This is a genomic window from Acidobacteriota bacterium (assembly GCA_030949985.1).
Classification (GTDB): domain Bacteria; phylum Acidobacteriota; class Polarisedimenticolia; order J045; family J045; genus JALTMS01.
Genome location: JAUZRX010000015.1, coordinates 165815 through 188004 on the forward strand (window position 1 = coordinate 165815; position 22190 = coordinate 188004).

A 22190-nucleotide genomic window follows, 5' to 3' on the forward strand; every position below is an offset into this window, starting at 1 on the left:
AGGACGAGAGGGCCAGGGACATCGCAGTGAAAGAGCTCAGCGAAAAAGACTACGTCGTCGCCATCGAGCGGCATCTGGGCAAGCTGCGCGCGCGGCCGCTGGTGCTCTCGCCGGCGGACTTCGAGCGTGTCCTGGACTGGTTCGCCCGGGGCATCCCCCTTTCCCTCGTGACCTCCGTGATGAGCGAGGTCTTTGCCCAGGCGGCCTCCCGCAAGCCCCTGCGACTGCCCCGCTCGCTGGCCTACTGCGCGCCGGCGGTGGAAGAGGCCTTCGCCGATCTGCAGGCGGGGAGAACCCGTCCCCGGGGCTCCCGGGACCCGGTGGAGGCGGATGACTCCCGGGCGGCGGTGGCGGAGATGGGACGCGCCGTGGCGGCCTCGTCCGCTCCCCGGGAAATTCGCGAGGAAATTGCGGGACTGCTCGAGAAGGCCTCCGCGGGGGAAGCGGTCGTCGAGTTGGGCGAGGACCTGGCCTCGAACCTCGAAAGGCGGCTTTTCGAGGCCTGCCTGGCAGCCCTTTCCTGCGAGGAACGCCGGGAGCTCGAACAGCAGGCCCTCGAGGATGTGGAGCCCTACGCCGACGGCATGGATCCGGCGGTGCGGGAGCACGCCTGCCGGCGCGCCCTGCAGCGTCGCCTGCGTCGGCGCTTCCGGCTGCCCGACCTCTCCCTGTTGCCGCTGCTGGGCCCCTAGTCGTCCGTTGATGAAGTCTTTCCGGTACGAGGGACCGAGACTCCAAGGTCCGTGCACCGGAAGGAGCCCGCAGGAGGCCCCTACGGCCCTCGCTTCACGCGGAGTGTTCGGCGCTCCGGCGTTGCGGGAGCGGGAGGGCTGCGGCGGGGATGGCCGTGCCGCCGGGCCACCGGTCCCACACTGCCGCCATGAGGCCGGGAGAGCGCAGGCTTGCGGCAGCCGCCGTGGCCGCCTGGGTGGGGGCCTGGTCGGGCTGTGCGCTGCCGGGTCGAGGTCCGGCCCTGGCCCTTTTGATCGGGGCCGCCCTGGCGGCTGTGGGGAGGCGGCTTTCTTCCCGGCCGGAGATCTGGACGCCCCTGCTGGTGGCGCTGCTCTACGCGGCTCCGGCGGCGGCCCGCTGGACTCCCTGGGAGCCCCTGACGGCGGGCTGGCACGAGATCGAAGGGGTCGTGCTGGACCTGCGCGTCCTATCGGAGGGTCGGGAGATCGTGCTGGCCGCCGCCGACGGTACGTGGAGGCTGGAGGTCCCCCGCACGGGAATCGCCTGGCTCGACCGCTTCGACCCCCGGCTCCGTGAAGGAGGCCGGATCCGGGCCAGGGGGCGGTGGAGGGGCCGGGGAAGGCTGGTGGCGTCCTGCGCGAGTGCCGTGGAGGTGGCGTGCGAGGCGAACTGGAGCGGGTGGTTGAGGGGCGTCGCCACCCGCCTGCGCGGATCCTGGCTCAGCCGGGCGCGTCGACGACTGCCGGGGCAGGCTTCCCGGGGGGGAGCGCTGGTCTTCGCGCTGGTGACCGGAGATCGCAGCGCCCTGGATCCGGCCTTCCTCGCCCGGCTGCGTGCTTCGGGGCTGGCTCACCTGGCGGTGGTCTCAGGGATGCATGTGGGCCTGGTGGCGACGGTGTTCGGTGCCGCCCTTTCGCGGATTCTGGGGCGCTGGAACCGCCGCCGGCAGGTGGCGGCCATGCTGCTGACGGGTCTACTCGTGCTCACCCTGCCTGCGACCGCGCCGGTGCACCGGGCGGCGGCCCTGCTGATGCTGGGCTGGCTGGCGGCCTTGCTGGGTCGAGCCAGTTCCGCGGCGGCGATGCTCTCCCTGGTCGTATTGCTGCTGTTGGCCGTCGACGGGGCACAGGCCGCGTCACTGTCTTTCCAACTCACCGTCGTGGCCTCCGCGGCCATCGTGCTGGCTTTCCGCCGAGCCGGTCACCGGCGCCTGCTCGTGGCGGCGGCGCCCTTTCTCGCCACGTGGCCTCTTCTGGTCACCCTCACCGGCAGGCTGTCGCCCTGGGGTATACCCGCCACCGCGGTGGCGGCGCCCGGGTTGCTGCCGGCGCTGATCGGGGGGTGGATCGCGGTGCTGGCCCCCGCGGGAGCGCTCGCCGAACTGGCCCGGGGCATCGCCCAGGCCGGCGCGCTCTGGATCGACGGCGTGTGCCGGCTGGCAGCCGCCGCTCCCGGATCGGGGGCGCTGGCCGCCGGGGTCTCGCCCTGGTGGGCTCCTGCCTGCCTGCTGCTGCTGGGGCCGGCTCTGCTCAGTGAGCGGAGAGGGTGGTCGGCGGCCTGCTGGTGCGCTTGCCTGTTGTTGAGCGCCTGGCCGCTGCGCTCCCTGCTGCCGGCGCCTCCACCGACGGCCGGCGTGATGCTTGCGGACGTGGGGCAGGGCCAGGCGGTGCTCGTCGTGGGCCGCGGGGGATGCGTGCTGATCGACACCGGCAACCCACGGGAGGGTGGACGGGCGTTGCCCGGACTCCTGCGGGAGCGAGGCTGCTTCCGCCTCGCGGCGCTGATCGTCAGCCATGCCGACAGGGACCATGTGGGCGCCGCTCCGGGACTGGTGCAGGCCCTGCGGCCGCAGTGGATCGGCTTGCCCGGGGGGGGGCTGGACGATCCCCGCTGGCGGCCCCTGGCGCATCGTGCGGCCGACCTGGGGATTCCCCTCGAGCCTCTTTCCCGGGGTCGCACGTTACGGGCCGGTGGCGTTCGGTTGGAAATCCTCTCGCCTCCTCCGGGCCTCCAAGGGGCGGGAAATGACCAGTCGCTGGCCGTCGTCGTGGCCGTGGGGCCGCGTCGGGTGCTGGTCACCGGAGACCTGGGAATCGATCGGGAGCGACGCATGCCGGCGCCCGGGCCGCGGGCGCCGGTGGACCTGCTGGTCGCCGGTCACCACGGTTCCAGGGGCTCGACGGGGATCCGGCTGTTGCGGGCCTGGCGCCCGGTACTGGTGGGCATTTCCTGCGGCCGGGGCAACGTCCACGGGCACCCCCACCGTGAGGTGCTCGCCCGCCTGGCGGCGCTGGATCTGAGAGCTTGGATCACGGCGCGCCAGGGGACGCTGTGGTTGCCGTCAACCGGTGGTCGTACCGATGGGGTGGGGAATGAAGCAGGCGACGAGCACGACGAGAACGGTCACCGCCAGGGCCCAGCGCCAGGCGCCGAGGGGCCGGCCGTCGTCGGGCACCGGTGGGTGACGACGGCCGAAGAGCAGCACGACGAAGGCCCACACGGTCCACGCGGAGAACTGCTGGCGCAGCAGGCCGATCGTCAGCACCAGGGAAAGCAGCGCCAGGCCCGAGGCGAGAGAGAGCTTGCGATGCCAGCGGGGAAAGAGGGCGTAGAAGATGTGCCCCCCGTCGAACTGGCCGGCCGGGATGAGGTTCATCGCCGTGGCCAGCATGGCGAACCATCCGGCCACGAAAAGCGGGGAGATGAGAAGATCGGCGTCGGGGCCGACCTCCGGTCGCAGGGTGCGCGTGAGCAGGGTCGTCAGCAGGGAATCGCCGAAGTAGATCGACTCGGTGCCGGGGGGCAGGGGCGTGTGGGCAACCGCCTCGAGATCGAGCACACCCAGGGCGAGAATGGGCAGCATCACCGCGAAACCGGCCAGCGGACCGGCGATGCCGATGTCGAACAGGGCACGTCGATGAGGGAAGGGAGACCGGATGCGAATCACGGCCCCGAAGGTGCCGATCGGAGGCGGGCCGGGAAGGAAGTAGGGCAGGGTGCAATCCACACCGTGGAAGCGGCAGGCCAGGTAGTGCCCCATCTCGTGGGCCAGGAAGAAAGCCAGGATCGCCATGGCGTAGGGCCAGGCCCGGCTCATGGTGGTGCCGATCCGGGTCAGGAAGCCGGTCAGTCCCACCTCGCGGAGCACGCCGACGAGGGTGCCGGGGTCGGCGAGAAGGCGATCGATGGCTTGAGCGGAAGAGGGGGCGAGAAAGATTCCGGCGATCAGAGTCGTGAAGACCGTGGCCGCCGCCAAGACCCATGGCAGCACCGGGGGACGCCGGCGGCGCCCGGGTGGCAGCCGGGGATGGAACGCGGGGAAGACCGGTTCGGGTCGGAGGGGCGCACTCACAGGTTGAGGTTGCGCAGGTCCTTGCCGGGTTTGAAGCGAACCGTTCGTCCGGGGGGAATCTTCACTTCGAGTCCCGTGCGAGGATTCCGGCCGAAGCCGCGCTTCCGGGGCTTGACCTGGAAGACGCCGAAACCGCGGAATTCGATCCTCTCGCCGGCGACCATGGCTTCCCGCAGGGCGTCAAAGAGAGCGTCGACGGCCTTGATGGCCTGGGATTTCCTGAGTTCAGCCACTTCCGCAACGCGATTGACGAGATCTGCCTTGACCATCCGACGGCTCCTCGGCCCGGGAATGCTTCCACCGGGCAAAAGGCAGGGCGCTGTGCGACCACTGCCGCGCCGCAGTCTATACGAGAACCCACCCGCCTGCATGGGGGACTTCCACGGGCGCCGGAGCCATCCGGGGGTAGAATGCCCCCGCGCCGCCGCATCGCGGGGCCCCGGGGACCTGGAGCATGGCCAAAAGGAAGACGCTGCCGCGGGTGGCCCTGGTGGGGCGACCCAACGTGGGAAAATCGAGCCTCTTCAACCGTCTGCTGGGCCGACGGGAGGCCATCGTCCACGACCGCCCCGGGGTGACCCGCGACCGCATCGAGCGGAGAGTCCGGATCGAGGGGCGGGAGGCGATCCTGCTGGACACGGGCGGGCTGGTGCCCAGTGCCGACGAGGACTTGCTCCAGGTGGTCACGCGCCAGGCCCTTTTCGCCGCCCGGGAAGCTACGGTACTGGTCTTCGTCATCGACGGCAGGTCCGGGGTGACCCCGCTGGACGAGTCCGTCGCCGCCCTGTTGCGGGAGGCGGATGTTCCGGTGGTCGTGGCGGTGAACAAAATCGACGTGCCGGCGCTGGTGGATCACTCCAACGAGGCCTGGCGCCTGGGGCTTGGCGAGCCGATCCCGGTTTCCGCCGAACACAACCTGGGCTTCGACGAGTTCCTCTCACGGGTGGCGGCCCATCTGCCGGAAACCGAGGAGGAAACCGAACCGGACGATCCCCACCGCCTGCCGGACCCGGAAGACGAGTTGCTGCTGGCGGTGGTGGGGCGACCCAACGTGGGCAAATCATCGCTGGTCAATCGTCTGGCGGGAGAGGAACGGGTTACCGTCAGTCCCCTGCCCGGTACGACCCGGGACGCGGTGGACGTGGCGCTGATCCGGGATGGACGGCGTTTTCGACTGGTGGATACGGCCGGGCTGCGCAAGCGCAGCCGGGTCGCCGAGCGCGACGAGGCCATCGGCATCCTCTTCACCCGTCGACGACTCGAACGCAGCCATCTGGCGGTGCTGGTGCTCGACGCGGTGATGGGACCCACGTCCCAGGACGTGGCGATCGCCGGTGAAATCGCCAAGGCCCGCCGGCCCCTGATCCTGGTGCTCAACAAGTGGGATCGGATCGAAGATCCCGAAGCGGCGGTCGAGCGGATCGACGATGCTCTCGAGACCCGGCTGGGGTTCGTGCGCTACGCTCCACGCCTGACGGTCTCGGCCCTCACCGGGCAGCGGGTCTTCAAGGTGCTCGACACGGCCCTCGACGTGGCCCGCGCCGCCGGGCGCCGACTCAAGACCTCGGAGCTCAACCGCTTTCTCGACCGGGTGGTCCGGCGCCACACGGCCGAGGGGGGCAGCGCCCCCAAGATGCTCTACATCACCCAGACGGGGGTCCTGCCCCCCCGCTTCATCATTTTTCACCGGGAGCGGGCCCAGATGACGCCCCAACTCCGCCGTTTTCTGGAAAACCGGCTCCGGGAGGCGTTCGATCTGGGACCCACGCCTGTCGTGATCGACTTCAAGCCGGCTCCCCGGCGGCGCTCCGCGGATGGGCGCGGCGAGTGACGAAACGCTGGGGGCAGGAAAGTCTTTTGACATGCGGCTTGCCCACGCCCTATCTTTCCCGGGAATACGCACCGGAGGGGTGCGTCCGGCTGGCGGCCTGACGAGCGGCGGGTCGCCGGGGAGAAACTTCATGGTCGTCTTCAATTACTCGACGCGAGAATTGACCACCAAGATCGTCTACTACGGCCCGGGACTCTGCGGCAAGACGACAAACCTCCAGTTCATCTACGACAACATGCCTGCCGGGGTCCGCGGGAAAATGCTCTCCCTGGCGACCAAGTCCGACCGGACTCTCTTCTTCGATTTCCTGCCGATCGATCTCGGCGAGATCCAGGGGATGAAGACCAAGGTCCAGCTCTACACCGTGCCGGGCCAGGTCTTCTACAACGAGACCCGCCGCCTGGTGCTCAAAGGCGCCGATGGGGTGGTTTTCGTGGCGGACAGCCAGGAGACCATGCTCGATGCGAACCTGGATTCCTTCCGCAATCTCGAGGAGAACTTGAGGGGGCACGGACTGGAGCTTTCCCAGGTTCCTCACGTTTTGCAGTACAACAAGCAGGATTTGCCCAACGCCCTTTCCGTCGAGCAGCTCAACGAGAAGCTGAACAAGTACAACGTGCCTTTCTACGAAGCCGTGGCGACCACGGGGGTGGGGGTCCAGGAGACCCTGCGGCACATCACGAAGCTGGTGCTGCTGCATCTCAACGAGCGCTACTCCGGCCAGCAGGCGGGACTCTCCGCACCACCCTCCATCGAGGCGCCGGCCGCGGCGGCTTCCGCTCCTCCGGTGGCCACCCCGGTCGCCGGCGATCCTCTGCCGCCCACGGCGACGCCTCAGGCCCCCCCCGCCGCCCCGGTCACGGTTCCTCCCGCGGGGGCCCAGACCCTCGTCGACACTCCCGCGGCCGAGGTCGCTCCCGCCGCGGAGGCACCGAGTTTCGAGTTCGACGACGCCTTTGCCGGGGCCGCTCCGGCGGCCGCGTCCCCGACGCCGCCTCCCCCGTCGCAGGACGTCGCTTCGGGCACCGAGCCTGCCCCCACCGCTCAGCCGGCACCCGCCCCCTCGGCCCCCGTGGCGCCGGCCGCGCCTCCGAGTGCGCCGCCTCCGAGTGCGCCGCCGTTGGGTGACATTTTCGGAGTCGAGCCGCAACTCGCGGTGACTCCCGGGCCCGCCACCGACGACGAGGTTTTCTCCGTGCCGGCTCCCCCTGCGGCGAGTGCCGGCGGAGCGACGATCAAGATCGACCGGCGGGATCTGAACCTGCCGCCGGCGGATCCGCCCGCGGCTTCGACGGCGGTGGCCGCCGTGCCCACGGCCACGGCGACCGCCGTGGAGGTGGAGCCCGAAGATCCCCTGTTCCAGGAGCCGGCCCTGGAAGCCACCCGGCTCGTGGTGGGGCAGCCCCAGGAGATTCTCATTCCGCTCGAGGTGGCCACTTCGGAAGGGGTGCGACGCTATCGCCTGACCTTGACTCTCGACCTGGGTGAGTGAGCTGGAACGGGAGACCTCAAGGTGAGTACGACAGCGGTCAAGACCCGGAGATTTCTCGCAGTGCCGAAGGGCAGCTATCCCGAGCCCTTGAGGGTGCAGGTGCAGGCCTGCGACCCCTCGCCGCTTTCCGCACCTCCCGCGGAGGAGGCCCTGTCGCCGCCGGCCGACGAGCCGGCGCTGCCTGTCGCCTCGCCGCCGGTGTCTCCGGAGGCGGCGCCACCGGCGGAGATCGCCGTTCCGGAGGCCGGGCCGGCCCTGCCCGAAGCGCCGCCGGTTCTGGCTCCCGACCCGCCCCCCGCCGCCGACCCCGCACCGCAGATGGCGGCCGAAGAGGTTCGCCCGGGGGCGGCCCGGGGGCGTATTCTCGTCGGTGGTATGGCGGGGGCCTTGTTCGGCCTTGCGGCAGGTGGAATGCTGCTGGCGCTCTCGGGCGGGGCCGATGGACTGGAGGCGTTATCCCAACCGTTGGAACTCTGGAACGCGGTCGAGGATCCCCTGGTCAAGGCCAGCGCCCTGCTGGTCGCGGTGGGCTTCATCCTGCTGGGTGCGGGGTTGGCCGGCCGTCGGCGCGGCGAGCACGCTGCCCGAGCCGAGCGCTGATCGCCGTCCTGCTGGCTCTTGTCGTCCCGGCTCCCGCGGTCCATGCCGCCCGCCCCAGGGTCGAGCATGCCCGCGTTAGGGACGGCATCGATCTCAACAGCCGCATGTCCCGGGGCGAGACCATCGTCCTGGCCCGTGTCCTCAAGGTGCCGGGCAAGGCCTGGCTCGAAGTCATCGAACGTCTGCGTGGTCCCGAGGACCTGCCGGCCGAGTTGCGCGTCGCTTTCCGGGGAGCCAACCGCATGCGCGAGCCGGGCACCCCGGCATTCGAAGTCCACGAGGGAGAGCAGGCCTTTTTCATCCTCGAGCCATGGCTCGACTCCCACGGGGAGCGCCCGGCGCTGGATCTCTACCGGCCGGCTTTCGGTTACCGCTCGCGGATACCGCTGCCGGCCGAGGGTCGCCAGGCCCTGCTGGAAGCGGTGCGGGCGCTGGTGCGGTACCAGGACGACGCCGACCGCGTCGCCGCCGAGGGCCGTCTCGTACATTGGCTCGAGGGCTCCAACCCGCTGCTGGTGGACATCGCCCTCGAACAGGCGGCACGTTTCGGACTGGCCGACCACCGCTGGGTCCCCGGGCTCCTGCGGCGCAGCCGCGATGCCGATCCTCGGCGCCGCGAACTGGCGGCCACGGCCATGGGGTTGAGCCTCCTGCGGGGACGGCTGCATCGGCCGGCTCATCACCGCGGGGCCGGCGGGGACAGTGCCCTGGCCGCCCAGTGCCATCAAGCCCTGGTGCGGCTGGCGCGAAGCGATCCCCGGCCCGAGGTGCGTCGCACGGCGGTGCGTCAGCTGGTGGACAGCGTGTTCGATGTGGATGCGGTGCTCGCCGCGATCGCCCGTGAAGATGAGGACCAGGCGGTGCGTCTCGAGGCTGCGACCGCGATTCACCGCAGGCGTTCGAAAGGTGGGGGAGAAAACCACCGGGGTTCGCCGTTCGGGGGCTGATGTTGACCCCGGCCGGGGCCGCTCCATATATTCGCAGGGAAACTCGGCTCCGCGCCTGTTGCACCGCGGCGGGGTGTGGGCCGCATTGCGAGAGCGCATGGCATCCGACGTCTTCAGATCCCTGACGGTGTCCTACAAGGCCGGTGAGCGTATCGTCGCCGCCGGCGAGAGAGGGGGCTGCCTGTTCGTCGTCAACGCGGGCAGCGTGCGGTTGCGCGAGCCCGGGGCGGGGGAGGGCCACCCTTCGAGACTGCTCGGGAAGGGGGATTTCTTCGGGGAGTCGGCGCTCCTCGAAGGGCAGCCCTACGGGGTGAACGCCGAGGCGGAGACCGACTGCGAGGTCGTCGAACTCGGACCGTCGGTCTTTCAGCGCCTGCTCGAGGCCAACCCGGAATTCGCGGTGAGGATGATGCGCAAGATGGCAGCCGCCCGGCGCGAGTTCGGCAGGCCGGCGCCCGACGCTCCCGCGGCGAAGGAAGCCGGAACCGTGGCGCCGGCTTCCTCGGCGACCGGTCGGCTGGTGCTCGATGGCGGAGGCGCGATCTTCCCCCTGCAGGGCGAGCAGGTTCTCGTCGGTCGCTACGATCCGGTGACCGAGATCCAGCCGGAAATCGACCTGACGGGAGTCGATACCCATCGCTCGGTTTCCCGGCGCCATTCGCGGCTGACCCGTTCGTCCGAGGGCTGGATGGTGGCCGAGGAGGTGGGTGCGCTCAACGGAACTTTCGTCAACGGCGTGCGGCTGGCTCCCGGGCAACAGGTTCTGCTCCGCGATGGGGACGTGGTTTCCTTCGGCATGGTCCGGGTCGTCTATCGCGAAGCGGAGTAGACTCACGGGGAGATGTTCCCTCCCGCCGACCGTCATCCGTGCTACCGCCTCCTGGCCTTCCTGGTCGCCGGGCTGCTGTCCGGGACGCCGTCCCGGGGCGCTCCCGCAGCGCCGAAGGGAACTCCCGTCGACATCGTGGTGGAATCCCGCCGGGCTGTCGCCGACCGGGACAGGGACGCCTTCGAAGACGCCCTGCTGCTCGCCCTGGTCACCAGCTCGTGCCCGGTGCGCCCGGCCGAGCCGGGCGAGAAGCCCGCCTTGAAGGCCGTCGTGCAACTGGAAAAGTGGCGGGAGGGCCAGGTACCGGGGGGCGTGAACGTCTACGACTACGAGACGGGAACGACGCGCCGCGGCGTGCGGCGCGAAGTGGAAGTGCGCTACGCGGTGCGCATCACGGCCACCGCCGACGGGCGCCTGTTGCGCAAGGCGGAGAGCCGCTTCGTCGAGGTCGCCTCCACCCGCAAGAACCCTCTGTGGGATCCCTACGTGCAGTCCGTGGAACGCGCGCGGCGCAAGGCTTCGCGGGAGATCCTGCGCTGGATCTGCCGGGCCCAGCGGAAGCTGGCCAGGTTGGAGGCAAAGAAGAAGCGAACGTCCCGTTGACCCTTACGCCGGGCGGGTGTTACGCTGCTGCCGGGTCGGAGGAAGGTCCCCGGGGGGCGGGCCGGAACGTGCTCCCCGCGCGTGCCGCGCCATCGGCCTCCAGCGAATATTCAGGGCTTGAACGGGTCCAGGACCGGGTGGCGCGAGAGATGTCCGAGAACACTTCCAATCCACGGCCCGAGATCTTCGCTTCCCCCGTCGACGCTCCGCCACCGACGGGGCTCGAGGTCAGCCTGCCCCAGTTCGAGGGGCCTCTCGACCTGCTCCTTCATCTGGTGCGCAGCCAGGGCATCGACATCCTGGACATCCCCATCACGGAGATCGCCAGCCAGTACAACGCCTACCTCGATCAGATGCGTGAGCTGGACCTGGAGGTGGCCTCCGAGTACCTGGTGATGGCGGCCACCCTGGCTCACATCAAGTCGAGAATGCTGTTGCCGCCCGATCCTGCCGAGGAGGGCGCGGAGGATCCGCGCCTGGAACTGGCGATGCAGCTGCTGGAGTACGAGAAATACCAGAAGGCCGCCGAGGCCCTGGGGGTGCTCGAGACCAGCCGCGAGCTGATGTTCGTGCGGAACGCGCCCCCGCCGGAGGAACTGGCGGGGGTGATGACCCTCGAAGTCGACCTCGACCAGCTGGTGGGAGCCTTCGAAAAGGTGCTCGCGCGACTGGAGAGCGAGGATCTCAACCAGGTCATCCGGCGCGAGAACTTCAAGATCCACGACATGATGGCGCGCATCCTGGCGAGCCTCGAACAGGACGGGCGAGCCAGCTTCCGGGACCTGGTCGAAGCCTGTCGAACCCGGCTCGAGAGGATCGTGCTCTTCCTCGGCTTGCTCGAGCTGGTGCGGCTGGGTAACGTGACCGCGCAGCAGGCCGGATGGCGGACCGAGATTCTCATCCGCCGGCGTCACGACCGGCCGGCGGAGGCTCCCGGGGCTGCGGTGGACGGCGATGAGTGAAGAACACAACGAGCAGTTTGCGGTCCCCGAGGAGGCCGGAAAGGAGCCCGGGGCCGAAAAGGGGCTGGACATTCTCGCCTGTCTCGAGGCCATGCTCTTCGTCTCTCCGGAGCCGCTGGCGATCCGTGAAATCCAGGCGGCCCTCGAGGGCACCGGTCGAGAGGAGATCGAGGCCGGGCTCGAAGCCCTGGCCAAGGCGCTGACGGGGCCGGGCAGGGGGTTGCGCCTGGAGGCGGTGGCCGGCGGCTACCGACTGGTGACCCAGCCCGCCTTCGCGGCTCCACTCAAGGCCCTCTTCCGCTTCCGCAACCGCAAGCGCTTGACGCCCGCGGTGCTGGACGTGCTGGCCATCGTGGCCTACGCCCAGCCGATCACCGCGCCGGAAATCCAGGAGATTCGCGGGACCGACCCTTCCTATGCCCTGCGTTCCCTGCAGGAGCGGCGCCTGGTGCGCATGCTGGGGCGCAAGAAGGTGGTAGGCCGGCCGATCCTCTACGGCACGACTCGGCACTTCCTCCTGCACTTCGGGCTCGACAGCCTCGAGGATCTGCCCCCGGTGGAGGCCTACGGGACCCGGGTGGTGCCCGCTCAGGGGCGGCTTTTCCCGGGCGAGGCCGTGGAGGTCGAGCCCCTGGACGGGGAAGGTGCGGAGGCCGTGGAGGCCGGCGACGAAGCGGGGGAGGGGGCGGCGACGGGGGACGTGATGGAACTGGCCGACGCCCTGTCGCCCCCCGGTGAGGTCGAGGCGGAGAGCGGCTCCCGGGGGACGGCGGGTGAAGACGGCGCTCCGGAAGGCCGCATGGCCGCCGCTCCCTCGCGCACCGAGGAGGAGGTATGAGCGCCGAGAGACTGCAGAAGATCCTGGCCCGCGCCGGGATCGCCTCCCGTCGCGGCGCCGAGCGCATGATCGAAGAAGGGCGGGTGACGGTCAACGGCAAGGTGGTCACTCGCCTGGGAACCCAGGCCGATCCCGAACAGGATCACATCAAGGTGGACGGGAAGTTGCTGCTGGCGGGCCGGCAGGGTCCCCGGCGCTACTTCCTGGCCTTCAAGCCCCGGCGCATGATCACGAGCCTGGCGGACCCGGAGGGCCGGCCCACGGTGGCGGACCTGCTGCGGGCGGCGCGGATCCGGGCGCGGGTCTTCCCCGTGGGGAGGCTGGACTGGGACGCGGACGGACTGCTGCTGCTGACCAACGACGGGGACCTGGCCCAGAAGGTGCTCCATCCCCGCCAGCACATGCCGAAGACCTACCGGGTCAAGGTCAAGGGGCATCCGGACGAGCGCACCCTGCAACGGCTGCGGAAGGGTGTCGTCTTGGACCGGGGCCGACGTACTCTACCCGCCGAAATCCGCCGGGAAAGCGATCTGGAGGGGGCGAGCTGGCTGCAGGTGACCTTGGTCGAGGGGCGGCCGAACCAGATCAAGCGCATGTTCGAGCAGGTGGGGCATCCGGTTCGGCGCTTGCGGCGGGTGGCCATCGGGCCGCTGCGCCTGGGCCGGCTGCGTGTGGGAGAGGTCCGTGAGCTGAGCGAGCGGGAGCTGATCCGGCTGCGGCGGGCCACTGGCATGTCGGACGAGATCCAGGCCCCCTCCCGCCGTCGCGGGAAAAAGAGGAAAAGTTCTTCGCGTCCTTGACCCAAAGTGCTGCCACACCTAGGATTGGGGCTTCGTGGCGCGGGAGGTCCATCGTGAAGCTCCCCGCAGGAGGGTTCGGCGGCGTCGGATGGACGCCGGCGAACCACGGGCGGGTCTGGCCCTGATTCACGTCTTCGGCGCCTTCGCCGGGGCGGGGGTGGGGCCAAATCCCAAGGCCGGCCCGGTATCGGAGGTCTACAGGCAATGGAAACACAACCCAGGCAGAACGAGGAAGACAACAAGCAGGTTCCCGACGCGGAGCTGGATTTCGCAGCGCTGCTCGACGAGTATTCTCCGGCGGAAGACATCCGGGAGGGTGCCGTCACCCGCGGCCGAGTGGTGAAGATCCTCGGTGACATCGTCCTCGTGGACATCGGCTTCAAGAAAGAGGGGGCTGTCGCCCGCTCGGAGTTCCGCAAGACCGGCGAAGAAGACGAAATCAAGATCGGCGACACCGTCGAGGCGGTGGTCGAGTCCCTGGCCGAGGACGACGACTACATCCCGCTCTCCAAGGAGAAGGCCGAACGGATCAAGGTCTGGGAACGGGTCGAGGCGGCCCACCGCTCCGGCGAGGTTCTCACCGGGCGGGTCATCGATCGCATCAAGGGCGGCCTGTCGGTGGATATCGGAGTTCGCGCCTTCCTGCCCGGCTCGCTGGTGGATGTGCGTCCCGTGCGCAATCTCGAGCATCTCAAGGACCAGGAGGTGCGCGTTCGGGTGATCAAGATGAACCGCCGGCGGGGCAACATCGTCGTCTCCCGCAAGCATGTGCTCGAAGAGGAGAACGCCGAGAAGAAGAAGGTGACGCTCGAGACTCTCGAGGAAGGCAGCCGCGTCAAGGGCGTGGTGAAGAACATCACAGAGTACGGAGCCTTCGTCGATCTCGGTGGCATCGACGGTCTGCTCCACGTCACCGACATGTCCTGGGGCCGTGTGAACCATCCTTCCGAGGTGGTCAACATCGGCGATGAGTTCGACGTCCTGGTGCTCAAGTTCGACCGTGAGAAGGAACGGGTCAGCCTGGGCCTCAAGCAACTCCAGGAAGACCCCTGGGCCAACGCCGGCGAAAAGTACCCGCTGCTTTCCCGCGTGCGGGGCAAGGTGGTCAGCCTGACCGACTACGGCGCCTTCGTCGAACTCGAGGAGGGCATCGAAGGCCTGATCCACGTTTCGGAGATGTCCTGGACCAAGCGGATCAAGCATCCGTCGAAGGTGCTCAACATCGGCGACATGGTCGAGGCCGTGGTGCTGGACGTGGACGAGGAAAACCGTCGCCTGAGCCTGGGTCTCAAGCAGACCACTCCCAATCCCTGGTCGGTGATCCAGGAGAAGTACCAGGTCGGCGACGTGATCCGCGGCGTGGTGCGGAATATTGCCGACTTCGGTGCCTTCATCGAGGTGGAGGAAGGCGTCGACGGCCTGGTGCACATTTCCGATCTGACCTGGAACCGCCGGGTCAAGCACCCCGCCGAAGTGCTCAAGAAGGGTGAGGAAGTCGACGCCAAGATCCTCAAGATCGACACGGAGAATCAGCGCCTGAGCCTGAGCGTCAAGGATCTCCAGCCCGATGTCTGGCAGGAGTTCTTCCGGCGCTATCACTCGGGGGACATCCTCGAAGGCAAGATCGTCCGCCTGACGGACTTCGGTGCCTTCGTCGAGCTGGCCGACGGTGTCGAGGGCCTGGTGCATATCTCGGAGATGGCCCACGAGCGACTCGAAAAACCCCAGGACCGCTTCCAGGTCGGGCAATCGGTCAAGGTCAAGATCCTGCGGACCGACCCGGTGGAACGGAAGATCGGCCTGTCGATCAAGGAAGCCCTCGATGCCCTCGGCGGTCGTGACCTCGAGAGCTACAACGAGCAGGTCGCCGAGGAGAAGTCGGCGGCCTCGATCACCCTGGGCGATATGGCCGGTGGTGAGCTGGCCGCGCTGCGGGAACGTGCGGCGGCCAAGGCGCGGGGCGACGAAAACGCCTCCGCTTCGGAGGAGGAGCCCGAAGAGGACAGCGGAGCGGAGGACGCATGACCAAGGCCGACCTGGTGGACAAGGTCGCGGATGCGGCGAGCCTGTCCCGTGCCGAGGCCGAAGCCGTGGTCAACACGGTGCTCGATTCCATCGTCGGTGCCCTCAAGAGCGGCGACAAGATCGAGTTGCGCGGATTCGGATCGTTCAGGCTGCGCATGCGACGTCCCCGCCAGGGGCGGAATCCCAAGACGGGCACCCGGGTCGATGTACCGGCCAAGGCCGTTCCCTATTTCAAGCCGGGCAAGGAGCTGCGCGAAATGCTCAACCCCCCCGGCGGGGAAGGCAATGCCGGCGGCACGGATGCCCAGGCGCCGGAGACACCTCCGTCGTCCTAGCCGTCCGGGATGGAGTCTTTTCGATGGGAGGAGCCGATATCCCCACGCCGGTCTGTGGCGCCGGCGGCGGAATGTTCGGCGCCTCGCGCGGAAGAGGCTTTTTCGGTCGACGGCCGGGCGCCGAAGGCGCGCTTGCGCGGGACGACGCCGGGCGGGGCGGCTGAGTTCGTCAGTCACGACTTCATGGCGGGGGACACCTCAGGGTCGTCCCCCGTTTTTATCTCCAGGCGGGAGACGGGCGCGTCTGTCGCGGAGTGACGAGAGGGCGGGAGTGAAGTGATGGAGAGGCTCTACTGGATCGAGACCTGGGGCTGCCAGATGAACGAGCACGACTCGGAGAAGATGGCAGGCATCCTCGAGGGGCTGGGCTATCAGCGCGCTCCGAACGCGGAGACGGCCGATCTGGCGCTGCTCAATACCTGCGCGATTCGAGAGAAAGCCGAAGAGAAGGTCTACCAGGCCCTCGGGCGCCTGGCGGAAGCGAAGAAGAGACGGCCCGAGATGATCGTCGCGGTGGCGGGTTGCGTCTCCCAGCTCGCGGGAGAAGACGTGCGCAAACGCGCGCCCCTGGTGGACCTGGTGATCGGTCCGCGGGCCGTCAGCCGTCTTCCCGAACATCTGGCGCGCCTTCAGGACGAGCGCGGCGTCGTCGATACCACGCTCTACCAGGACAGCCTGATGCGGCGGGCCGAGCCGGTGCGCAAGATGCAGGGGCGGAGGAAGGCCTGGGTGACGGTCATGGAGGGCTGCAACAAGACGTGCAGCTACTGCGTCGTGCCCACCACGCGGGGCCGCGAGGAAAGCCGCAGCCTGGACGACATTCTCCGTGAGGTGCTTGCGCTGGCGGCGGAAGGTTACGTGGAAATCGAATTCCTCGGCCAGAACGTCAACGCCTACCGCTGCCCGGACACGGGGGCGGGACTGGCGGACCTGTTGCGGGCTGCGAGCCGCGCGGAGGGCGTGCGGCGGTTGCGCTTCACCACGTCCCATCCGCTCCATCTCCGGCAACCGATCATCGATGCCATGGCCGAGATCCCGGAGGTCTGTCCGGCTCTTCACCTGCCGGTGCAAAGCGGCTCGACGGCAGTGCTCAAGGCCATGCGGCGGGGATATACGCGCGAGAAATATCTCGAACGGGTCGAGCAACTGCGCCTGGCGATGCCGGACATCGCCCTGGGGACCGACGTGATCGTGGGTTTCCCCGGGGAGAGCGAAGAAGATTTCGCGCAGACCCTGAGCCTGGTGCGGGAGGTCGGTTTCGACCAGATGTTTTCTTTCGTCTACTCTCCCCGGCCTGGCACCGTGGCGGGCATGATGGCGGACTCGGTGCCCCACCAGCGCAAGATCGAGCAGTTGATGGAGCTGCAGGCCATGCAGCGCGAGATCCAGTTCCAGCGCCATCAGCGGCTGGTGGGGCGGGTGATGGAGGTGCTGGTCGAGGGGCGCTCGAGGCGGGACGCCGGCGAGTGGGCCGGCCGGACGGTGTGTAACCGGATCGTGAACTTTCCGGCCCGGGGACTGGAGATCGGGCAACTGGTGGACGTCCGGGTGACCCAGGCCCGGCCCAACAGCTTGCGGGGGGAGTGGCTGCAGCTCCAGCAGGCGCTTTCTTGACTTGATTCGGGGCCGCACGTATTGTTCCTGCAGGTGTTCGATGCTGGTTTTCTCCGCCTGGCGAAGGCGGGAACGGCAACTCCGGGGCTCTCCGTGAGGGGGGGCCCGGGAGGGCGGATCGCCCGAAAGTCGGTAGCCGGAGGATCCCTCGATGGCGGTTGAAATGCGGATTCAGGGATTGATGATCGATCCCATCACCACTATGCCGCTCTTGGTTCTCCGGGATCCCCGGACCGATGCCAAGCTTCCGATCTGGGTGGCCGTCTTCGAGGCGAACGCCATCGCGACCGAACTCGAAAAGGTCAAGACGCCACGGCCGATGACCCATGACCTGCTGCAGAGCCTGCTGCGGGAACTGGGTGGCCGTTTGCGCAAGGTGACGGTGACCGATCTTCAGGACAACATCTTCTACGCCGTGCTGGAAGTGGAGTGCGGGGGAGAGATCCGGGAGATCGACGCCCGCCCCTCCGACGCCATCGCGCTGGCCCTGCGCTGCGGGGCTCCGATCTACGCTCGCCAGGAAGTGATCGAAGCCGCGCAGAACATCGACTTGACCCAGGGGCACCGGGACTCCAAGCGGATCCGGGAGTGGTTGCAGGGCCTGGGGCAAAGCGAACTCGGCAAGTACGAAATCTGAAGTGGAGAGCAGGAGGTGCGGCTTTTTCGGCTGCTCTTTTTCTGCCGCCGACTTTCGCTTTCGTTGGTATATCGCTTTCGTGCCAGGGAAAACCCCGCCTTTTCCGCTCTTTCCGGCCCCGGTGATGGATTCGCGTTCCACGGGCGTTGATTTCTACCTTTGCGTTCCCTAGCATGTTGCGAGCAGTGGCCGGGGCGCTTCGCATCCGTCTGGTCGCGCCCGGCACCGTTTTCGTCCAAGCCAGTGTTCACGCGGGCCATGAGCCCGCCGAATGGGGTCCAGATGATCATTGCCATCGCCAATCAGAAGGGGGGCGTGGGGAAGACCACCACCGCCATCAACCTGGCCGCCGCCCTGGCGCAGAAGGGGCACCGCACCATCCTCGTTGACCTTGACCCTCAGGCCAATGCCTCTCTTTCCTACGTGGATATCCAGACCGCCGCCAAGTCCATGTACGACGTCCTGGTGGATCCGGAGGTGAGGCTTGCCGACGTGGTCCAGGAGTGCAACGTGGAGAATCTCAAGGTGGCGCCGGCGAGGCTGGCGCTGGCCAAGGTGGAGCCCGCGCTGGCGGGCCAGCTCGACGCTCATTTCCGCCTGAAAGACAAGCTCGAGGCCGCGAAGGAAGGATTCGATTTCGTGATCATCGACACGCCCCCGACCCTGGGCATGCTGACGGTCAACGCCATGGTGGCCGCGACCCACCTGTTGGTTCCGATCCAGTCCTCGTACTTCGCCCTGGAAGGCACCGACGACCTTCTGGAGACGTATGAGAGGATTCGCCTGAGAGCCAACCCCGGCCTCCAGTTCCTGGGTGTGGTGGTAACCATTCACGACAAGCGTACGATTCTCGCCCGTGACATCGATAAGCAGATCAACGAAGTGTTCGGGGACAAGGTGTTCCGGACGCGGATTGGAAAGAATGTTCGACTGGAGGAGTCTCCGGCCTACCGGGAGCCGATCTTCTCCTTCGCGCCTGCCTCCCGGGGAGCTGCCGACTATTACAGCCTGTCGGAGGAGGTACTCAATCGTGTCTAAGGGAAGGGGACTGCCGCCGTCCGCGAGAATGCGGGCTGACGCCCATTTCGTGGACCATATCACCGCCGCACGCCCCGCGGCGGTGGGGCGCATGGTAGAGATCGATTTGATTCGGCCTAATCCGACCCAGCCTCGCCGGGAGTTGGCCGGCATCGAGGAGTTGGCTGAATCCGTGCGGGAAAAGGGGATCCTTGAGCCGATTCTCGTGCGGCCCCGGGAAGACGGCACCTTCGAGATCATCGCGGGGGAGCGGCGATACCACGCGGCGCGCCGGGTGGGCCTGGCCAACGTCCCCTGTATCGAGGTGGATGTGGATGATCGGGGGTGCCTGGAGATTTCCCTGATCGAGAACTTGCAGAGGCGGGACCTGACGCCTTTCGAAGAAGCCGAGGCGATTGCCCGGCTCGTGGAGGATTTTTCCTACACCCACGAACAGATAGCGCGCAAATTGGGGCGTTCCCGTACGAGCATCACTGAGCTCTTGAGCTTGAATCGGATGCCCCCGGCGGTCCAGGAGGCATGTCGGCGCGCCGACATCCGCACGAAAAGCACGCTGATGGAGATTGTTCGCCAGCCCACGGAGGAGGATATGCTCTCCCTGGTGGCGGCGGTGGCCAGCGAGAGCCTGACGCGGGACGAGGTCCGCGAGCGGAAGCGTCGCGGGGGCGGTGGCGAGGGAAAGTCCGAAGGCTCCCGGGTTCGGCCCTACGTTTTTCGGTATAAGCCCCCGGGTCGGGACTTCAGCCTGAGTCTTCGCTTCGAGCGGGAGGTTGTCGAGCCCCGGGAGCTTCTCGTGACCCTGGAGGAGATCGTGAAGGATCTTCGCCGACAGGTGGCCGAGGAGGACGGGCGCGACTGAGAGGTGCGCCCCCCTCGGCGGGGTTTGCCCCTGCTACTTTACATAATACGCCTTATCGGACATTGCGTCGGGACTGGCGTTCATGCCCATTCCGCTGTTTTCGCGGTTGTGTGTGCGGATGTTTGTGAGGGCTGCCCGCCCTTTTTTGCTCTTTTTCGGCCCCTGTCTTGACGCCCGGCGGCTGTCCGGGCTAAAAAGCGGGCTTGGCCGCGAGAATGCGGAGATCGATTCTTCGAGCTTTCCAGCCCGAGGCAGAGCCAGCTTCCCATGATTCAGCGCCCATGAAGATCTGGAATCGACTCGACGGCTACGTGCTGCGGGAAATTCGTTCCCCGTTCTTTCTCGCCGTTGTCGGCTTCACCTTCGTTCTGCTTCTCAACTACCTCTTCCTGCTCGCCCAGCAGACCATCGAAAAGGCTGTGCCGGTTCAGCTGGTTCTCGGATTTCTCCTGGCTCGACTGCCCGGGTTCCTGACCCTGACGATTCCCATGGGCGCTCTGCTCGGGGTTCTGGTGGGCATCGGCCGCCTGGCCGGCCAGCATGAGATCGTCGCCCTGCGTTCCGTGGGCGTATCGGTGGGCCGACTGTTCCGGCCCGTGATCCTGGCGGCCATGCTGTTGACCGTGCTGGATCTGGGGGTCTCCCATTACCTGCATCCCATGGGCCGGCTCAAGGAGCGGGCGCTGTTTCAGGAGATCCTGCGCGCCCGGGATTTTTCCCGGGAAGTCGATCCTGGAGTGTTTTTCGACCGTCTGCCCGGGGCCGTACTATTCGCCTCGCGTTCGCGATCCTCCACGGAAGGGCGAGTCTTCGAGGGTGTTCTGCTCTATCGCGAAGGCAGCCAGCGGGGCACGACCGACCTGATCCTGGCCCGCCGCGGCCAGGGTGATTTCGACCGCGACACCGGGCAGGTCTCGCTGCGCCTCGATGACGTGGAATGGCACGTGGTCGACCCGGCCCGTCCGGAGACCTACACGGTGGTGCGCACCCCCCACGAGACGCTCAACTTCCCGCCGGACCCACGCTTCCTGGCCCGCCGGCGCCTGGGCAAGGTTTCCGGTCAGAAAGAACTGGTGGGGCTCGATCTCTATCGAAGCGTGGCCCGGCGGGTCCGCGAGGTGGCGACGGCTCCCAGCGAGGGCAGCCGGATAGCCGCCAAGGTCAAGCTGCGTAAGGCGGTGATCGAGCTGTCCCACCGGTGGGCCTACCCTGCTGCGGTGCTGGTGCTGGTCTTCGCGGCTTTTCCCCTGGCGGCGCGAACCCGGCGCGGCGGGCGTTTTGCCGGATTTGCCCAGGCGATGGGTATTATTTTCGCCTTTTGGTTGCTTTTTTCCATCGGTGACGGTCTTTCCGAGCAAGGGACCCTGCCCCCCTGGGCGGGCTCGTGGCTGGCCCACCTGGTGATCCTGGCCTGGGGCGTCACGCTCTGGCTGGCCCTCCTGCGGGAGCGAGGAGAGGGCGCGGGCCTGCTTGCCCGCCTGCCGGCCGCCGTCGGGGGACTTCTGCGCCGGCGGTGGGGGGCCGGCGGGCAGGAGCGGCGCCGCGGCCCGCGGTGGGTGCAACAGGATCGATGGGGAGGCCTGACGCGGCTGGATACCTACCTGGCGTCCGGACACCTGCGCATGTTGGGGATCTCTCTCGGCGTGCTGGTGGCCCTGGTGCTTGCGGTGGGCCTCAAGCAGGCCATCGACAGCGTCGATCCGGCCGCCACGCGCTTCCCATGGGCCGATGTCTTTTATTTCGTTGGATTTTCGCTTCCTGGCCAGCTCCAGTTTCTCTTCCCGGTGGCCGCCCTTTTCGGGGTGATGATCTCGCTGGCGGCCCTGGCCCGCGGCGGCGAGGTGATGGCCCTCAAGTCCTGTGGAATCGGCCCGGCGAGGATCTCGTGGCCGTTGCTGATCGTCACGCTGCTGCTCTCCCTCGTCTATGCGGCTGCCCAGGAGTCGGTGGTGCCCGCCGCCGAGCGGGAGGCCCAGCGCTCCCTGGACCGCATCAAGGGCCGTACACGGGTGGAGGCCGTCAGCACGGGGCGCCGTTGGGTGGCGGGCGAGCCGGGGCATTTCTGGATCTATCTCGATTGGGATGGGGGCCGCGAAACGCTGGCCGCTCCGGGATACCTGCAGGTGGACCTGGATCGGGCCCGAGTGCTCGAACGGGTGGAGGCCAGGACGGCCCGCTACGAGGACGGTCGCTGGACTTTCGCGGAGGGCTGGCGGCGACGTTTCGGCGGAGCCGATCGGCCTCGCTTCGAGAGTTTCGAGGCCCTGGATCTGCCGTTGGCGGAACGGCCGGCCCTGTTTGGCGCGACCCGGGGGCGACTTCTTTTCGACAAGAACCTGGCCGATCAGATGACCTTCCGCGAGTTGATGACCCACCTCCGGCGGGTTTCCCGGGCCGGTTATCCGGCGGCGGCGCTGCTGGTTGGCCTGCACCGCAAGTTGATCAACCCGCTTCTGCCGCCCTTGCTGGTGTTGGTGGGCATTCCCCTGGTCGTAGGGGGATCCTCGCGGAGAGGGTCCCTCTTCGGCTTCGGCCTGGCGCTGCTGATCGCCTTCGGGTTTTGGGCCCTGCTGGCGGTGACCACGTCGCTGGGACGTGAGGGGCTGCTCTCGCCGGCGGTGGCCGTCTGGGCCGCTCCCGCCATCCTGTTCGCGACGGGTTCCGTGCTGCTGGCCCGGGCGCGCTGAAAAGAGCCGCGCCCCGCCGGAGCGGGGCGCGGTGGACTCCGCGAGAGC

At 68.1% G+C, this 22190-nt stretch carries 19 protein-coding genes and 1 pseudogene; 17 read left to right on the forward strand and 3 right to left on the reverse strand.

Features of this window, described 5'->3' with window-relative positions; translation table 11 throughout:
- Positions 1–26 precede the first annotated feature (26 nt).
- A complete protein-coding gene (locus Q9Q40_03435; GenBank protein MDQ7006261.1) occupies positions 27–692 on the forward strand; it encodes a hypothetical protein in 666 nt (221 codons plus the stop codon).
- 1201 nt (positions 693–1893) lie between these two features.
- Here Q9Q40_03435 and Q9Q40_03440 read toward each other — a convergent pair.
- The 3 genes from Q9Q40_03440 to Q9Q40_03450 all read right to left on the reverse strand — a co-directional run bounded on the left by Q9Q40_03440 (position 1894) and on the right by Q9Q40_03450 (position 4314).
- On the reverse strand, positions 1894–2400 hold the full coding sequence (locus Q9Q40_03440) for a hypothetical protein (GenBank protein ID MDQ7006262.1): 507 nt from the start codon (positions 2398–2400) through the stop codon (positions 1894–1896).
- A gap of 634 nt (positions 2401–3034) precedes the next feature.
- Positions 3035–3964 (reverse strand): site-2 protease family protein, encoded by a 930-nt coding sequence (locus tag Q9Q40_03445; protein MDQ7006263.1) that lies wholly within the window; start codon positions 3962–3964, stop codon positions 3035–3037.
- A gap of 77 nt (positions 3965–4041) precedes the next feature.
- Positions 4042–4314 (reverse strand): HU family DNA-binding protein, encoded by a 273-nt coding sequence (locus Q9Q40_03450; protein MDQ7006264.1) that lies wholly within the window; start codon positions 4312–4314, stop codon positions 4042–4044.
- Between the two features lie 185 nt (positions 4315–4499).
- Here Q9Q40_03450 and der point away from each other — a divergent pair, with 185 nt between their 5' ends.
- The 16 genes and pseudogenes from der (at position 4500) to Q9Q40_03530 (ending at position 22142) form a co-directional block, all read left to right on the forward strand.
- Positions 4500–5876 carry a ribosome biogenesis GTPase Der gene (gene der / locus Q9Q40_03455; GenBank protein MDQ7006265.1) on the forward strand — a complete coding sequence of 459 codons (1377 nt, stop codon included), beginning with the start codon at positions 4500–4502 and terminating at the stop codon, positions 5874–5876.
- 130 nt (positions 5877–6006) lie between these two features.
- A pseudogene (locus Q9Q40_03460) lies at positions 6007–6585 on the forward strand (ADP-ribosylation factor-like protein).
- An 804-nt stretch (positions 6586–7389) separates the two neighbouring features.
- Entirely contained in the window at positions 7390–7968 is a 579-nt protein-coding gene (locus tag Q9Q40_03465; GenBank protein MDQ7006266.1) for a hypothetical protein, read from the forward strand.
- Positions 7969–8072: 104 nt separating this feature from the next.
- Complete coding sequence (locus Q9Q40_03470; GenBank protein ID MDQ7006267.1) at positions 8073–8915, forward strand: hypothetical protein; 843 nt, start codon at positions 8073–8075, stop codon at positions 8913–8915.
- Positions 8916–9012: 97 nt separating this feature from the next.
- Positions 9013–9744, forward strand: a complete 732-nt coding sequence (locus Q9Q40_03475; GenBank protein MDQ7006268.1) for a cyclic nucleotide-binding domain-containing protein — start codon at positions 9013–9015, stop codon at positions 9742–9744.
- A gap of 12 nt (positions 9745–9756) precedes the next feature.
- The gene (locus Q9Q40_03480; GenBank protein ID MDQ7006269.1) at positions 9757–10347 is read left to right on the forward strand and encodes a hypothetical protein; all 591 of its coding nucleotides are present in this window, start codon (positions 9757–9759) and stop codon (positions 10345–10347) included.
- Positions 10348–10496: 149 nt separating this feature from the next.
- Complete coding sequence (locus Q9Q40_03485) at positions 10497–11309, forward strand: segregation/condensation protein A (GenBank protein ID MDQ7006270.1); 813 nt, start codon at positions 10497–10499, stop codon at positions 11307–11309.
- Positions 11302–12147: an SMC-Scp complex subunit ScpB gene (gene scpB, locus Q9Q40_03490; GenBank protein ID MDQ7006271.1), complete on the forward strand. Its 846-nt coding sequence runs from the start codon at positions 11302–11304 to the stop codon at positions 12145–12147. Before Q9Q40_03485 ends, scpB begins: the two co-directional genes overlap by 8 nt.
- Positions 12144–12947, forward strand: a complete 804-nt coding sequence (locus Q9Q40_03495; protein ID MDQ7006272.1) for a pseudouridine synthase — start codon at positions 12144–12146, stop codon at positions 12945–12947. The genes scpB and Q9Q40_03495 overlap by 4 nt, the downstream gene beginning before the upstream one ends.
- A 204-nt stretch (positions 12948–13151) precedes the next feature.
- Complete coding sequence (locus Q9Q40_03500; protein ID MDQ7006273.1) at positions 13152–14972, forward strand: 30S ribosomal protein S1; 1821 nt, start codon at positions 13152–13154, stop codon at positions 14970–14972.
- Positions 14969–15307: an integration host factor subunit beta gene (locus tag Q9Q40_03505; GenBank protein MDQ7006274.1), complete on the forward strand. Its 339-nt coding sequence runs from the start codon at positions 14969–14971 to the stop codon at positions 15305–15307. Before Q9Q40_03500 ends, Q9Q40_03505 begins: the two co-directional genes overlap by 4 nt.
- Before the next feature lie 279 nt (positions 15308–15586).
- Positions 15587–16921, forward strand: coding sequence for a tRNA (N6-isopentenyl adenosine(37)-C2)-methylthiotransferase MiaB (gene miaB, locus Q9Q40_03510; GenBank protein MDQ7006275.1), 1335 nt, complete (start codon positions 15587–15589; stop codon positions 16919–16921).
- Between the two features lie 151 nt (positions 16922–17072).
- Positions 17073–17558, forward strand: coding sequence for a bifunctional nuclease family protein (locus tag Q9Q40_03515; protein ID MDQ7006276.1), 486 nt, complete (start codon positions 17073–17075; stop codon positions 17556–17558).
- A gap of 282 nt (positions 17559–17840) precedes the next feature.
- A complete protein-coding gene (locus tag Q9Q40_03520) occupies positions 17841–18596 on the forward strand; it encodes a ParA family protein (protein ID MDQ7006277.1) in 756 nt (251 codons plus the stop codon).
- On the forward strand, positions 18589–19455 hold the full coding sequence (locus Q9Q40_03525) for a ParB/RepB/Spo0J family partition protein (GenBank protein ID MDQ7006278.1): 867 nt from the start codon (positions 18589–18591) through the stop codon (positions 19453–19455). The genes Q9Q40_03520 and Q9Q40_03525 overlap by 8 nt, the downstream gene beginning before the upstream one ends.
- Positions 19456–19736: 281 nt before the next feature.
- Positions 19737–22142, forward strand: a complete 2406-nt coding sequence (locus Q9Q40_03530; protein ID MDQ7006279.1) for an LptF/LptG family permease — start codon at positions 19737–19739, stop codon at positions 22140–22142.
- Positions 22143–22190 lie beyond the last annotated feature (48 nt).

What these genes read in the sequence shown, in the direction of transcription:
- Q9Q40_03450 (MDQ7006264.1), bottom strand. Translation starts at nt 4,314, where the DNA reads ATGGTCAAGGCAGATCTCGTCAATCGCGTTGCGGAAGTGGCTGAACTC.
- der (MDQ7006265.1), top strand. Translation starts at nt 4,500, where the DNA reads ATGGCCAAAAGGAAGACGCTGCCGCGGGTGGCCCTGGTGGGGCGACCC.
- Q9Q40_03470 (MDQ7006267.1), top strand. Translation starts at nt 8,073, where the DNA reads ATGTCCCGGGGCGAGACCATCGTCCTGGCCCGTGTCCTCAAGGTGCCG.
- Q9Q40_03475 (MDQ7006268.1), top strand. Translation starts at nt 9,013, where the DNA reads ATGGCATCCGACGTCTTCAGATCCCTGACGGTGTCCTACAAGGCCGGT.
- Q9Q40_03480 (MDQ7006269.1), top strand. Translation starts at nt 9,757, where the DNA reads ATGTTCCCTCCCGCCGACCGTCATCCGTGCTACCGCCTCCTGGCCTTC.
- Q9Q40_03485 (MDQ7006270.1), top strand. Translation starts at nt 10,497, where the DNA reads ATGTCCGAGAACACTTCCAATCCACGGCCCGAGATCTTCGCTTCCCCC.
- scpB (MDQ7006271.1), top strand. Translation starts at nt 11,302, where the DNA reads ATGAGTGAAGAACACAACGAGCAGTTTGCGGTCCCCGAGGAGGCCGGA.
- Q9Q40_03495 (MDQ7006272.1), top strand. Translation starts at nt 12,144, where the DNA reads ATGAGCGCCGAGAGACTGCAGAAGATCCTGGCCCGCGCCGGGATCGCC.
- Q9Q40_03500 (MDQ7006273.1), top strand. Translation starts at nt 13,152, where the DNA reads ATGGAAACACAACCCAGGCAGAACGAGGAAGACAACAAGCAGGTTCCC.
- Q9Q40_03505 (MDQ7006274.1), top strand. Translation starts at nt 14,969, where the DNA reads ATGACCAAGGCCGACCTGGTGGACAAGGTCGCGGATGCGGCGAGCCTG.
- miaB (MDQ7006275.1), top strand. Translation starts at nt 15,587, where the DNA reads ATGGAGAGGCTCTACTGGATCGAGACCTGGGGCTGCCAGATGAACGAG.
- Q9Q40_03515 (MDQ7006276.1), top strand. Translation starts at nt 17,073, where the DNA reads ATGGCGGTTGAAATGCGGATTCAGGGATTGATGATCGATCCCATCACC.
- Q9Q40_03520 (MDQ7006277.1), top strand. Translation starts at nt 17,841, where the DNA reads ATGATCATTGCCATCGCCAATCAGAAGGGGGGCGTGGGGAAGACCACC.
- Q9Q40_03530 (MDQ7006279.1), top strand. Translation starts at nt 19,737, where the DNA reads ATGAAGATCTGGAATCGACTCGACGGCTACGTGCTGCGGGAAATTCGT.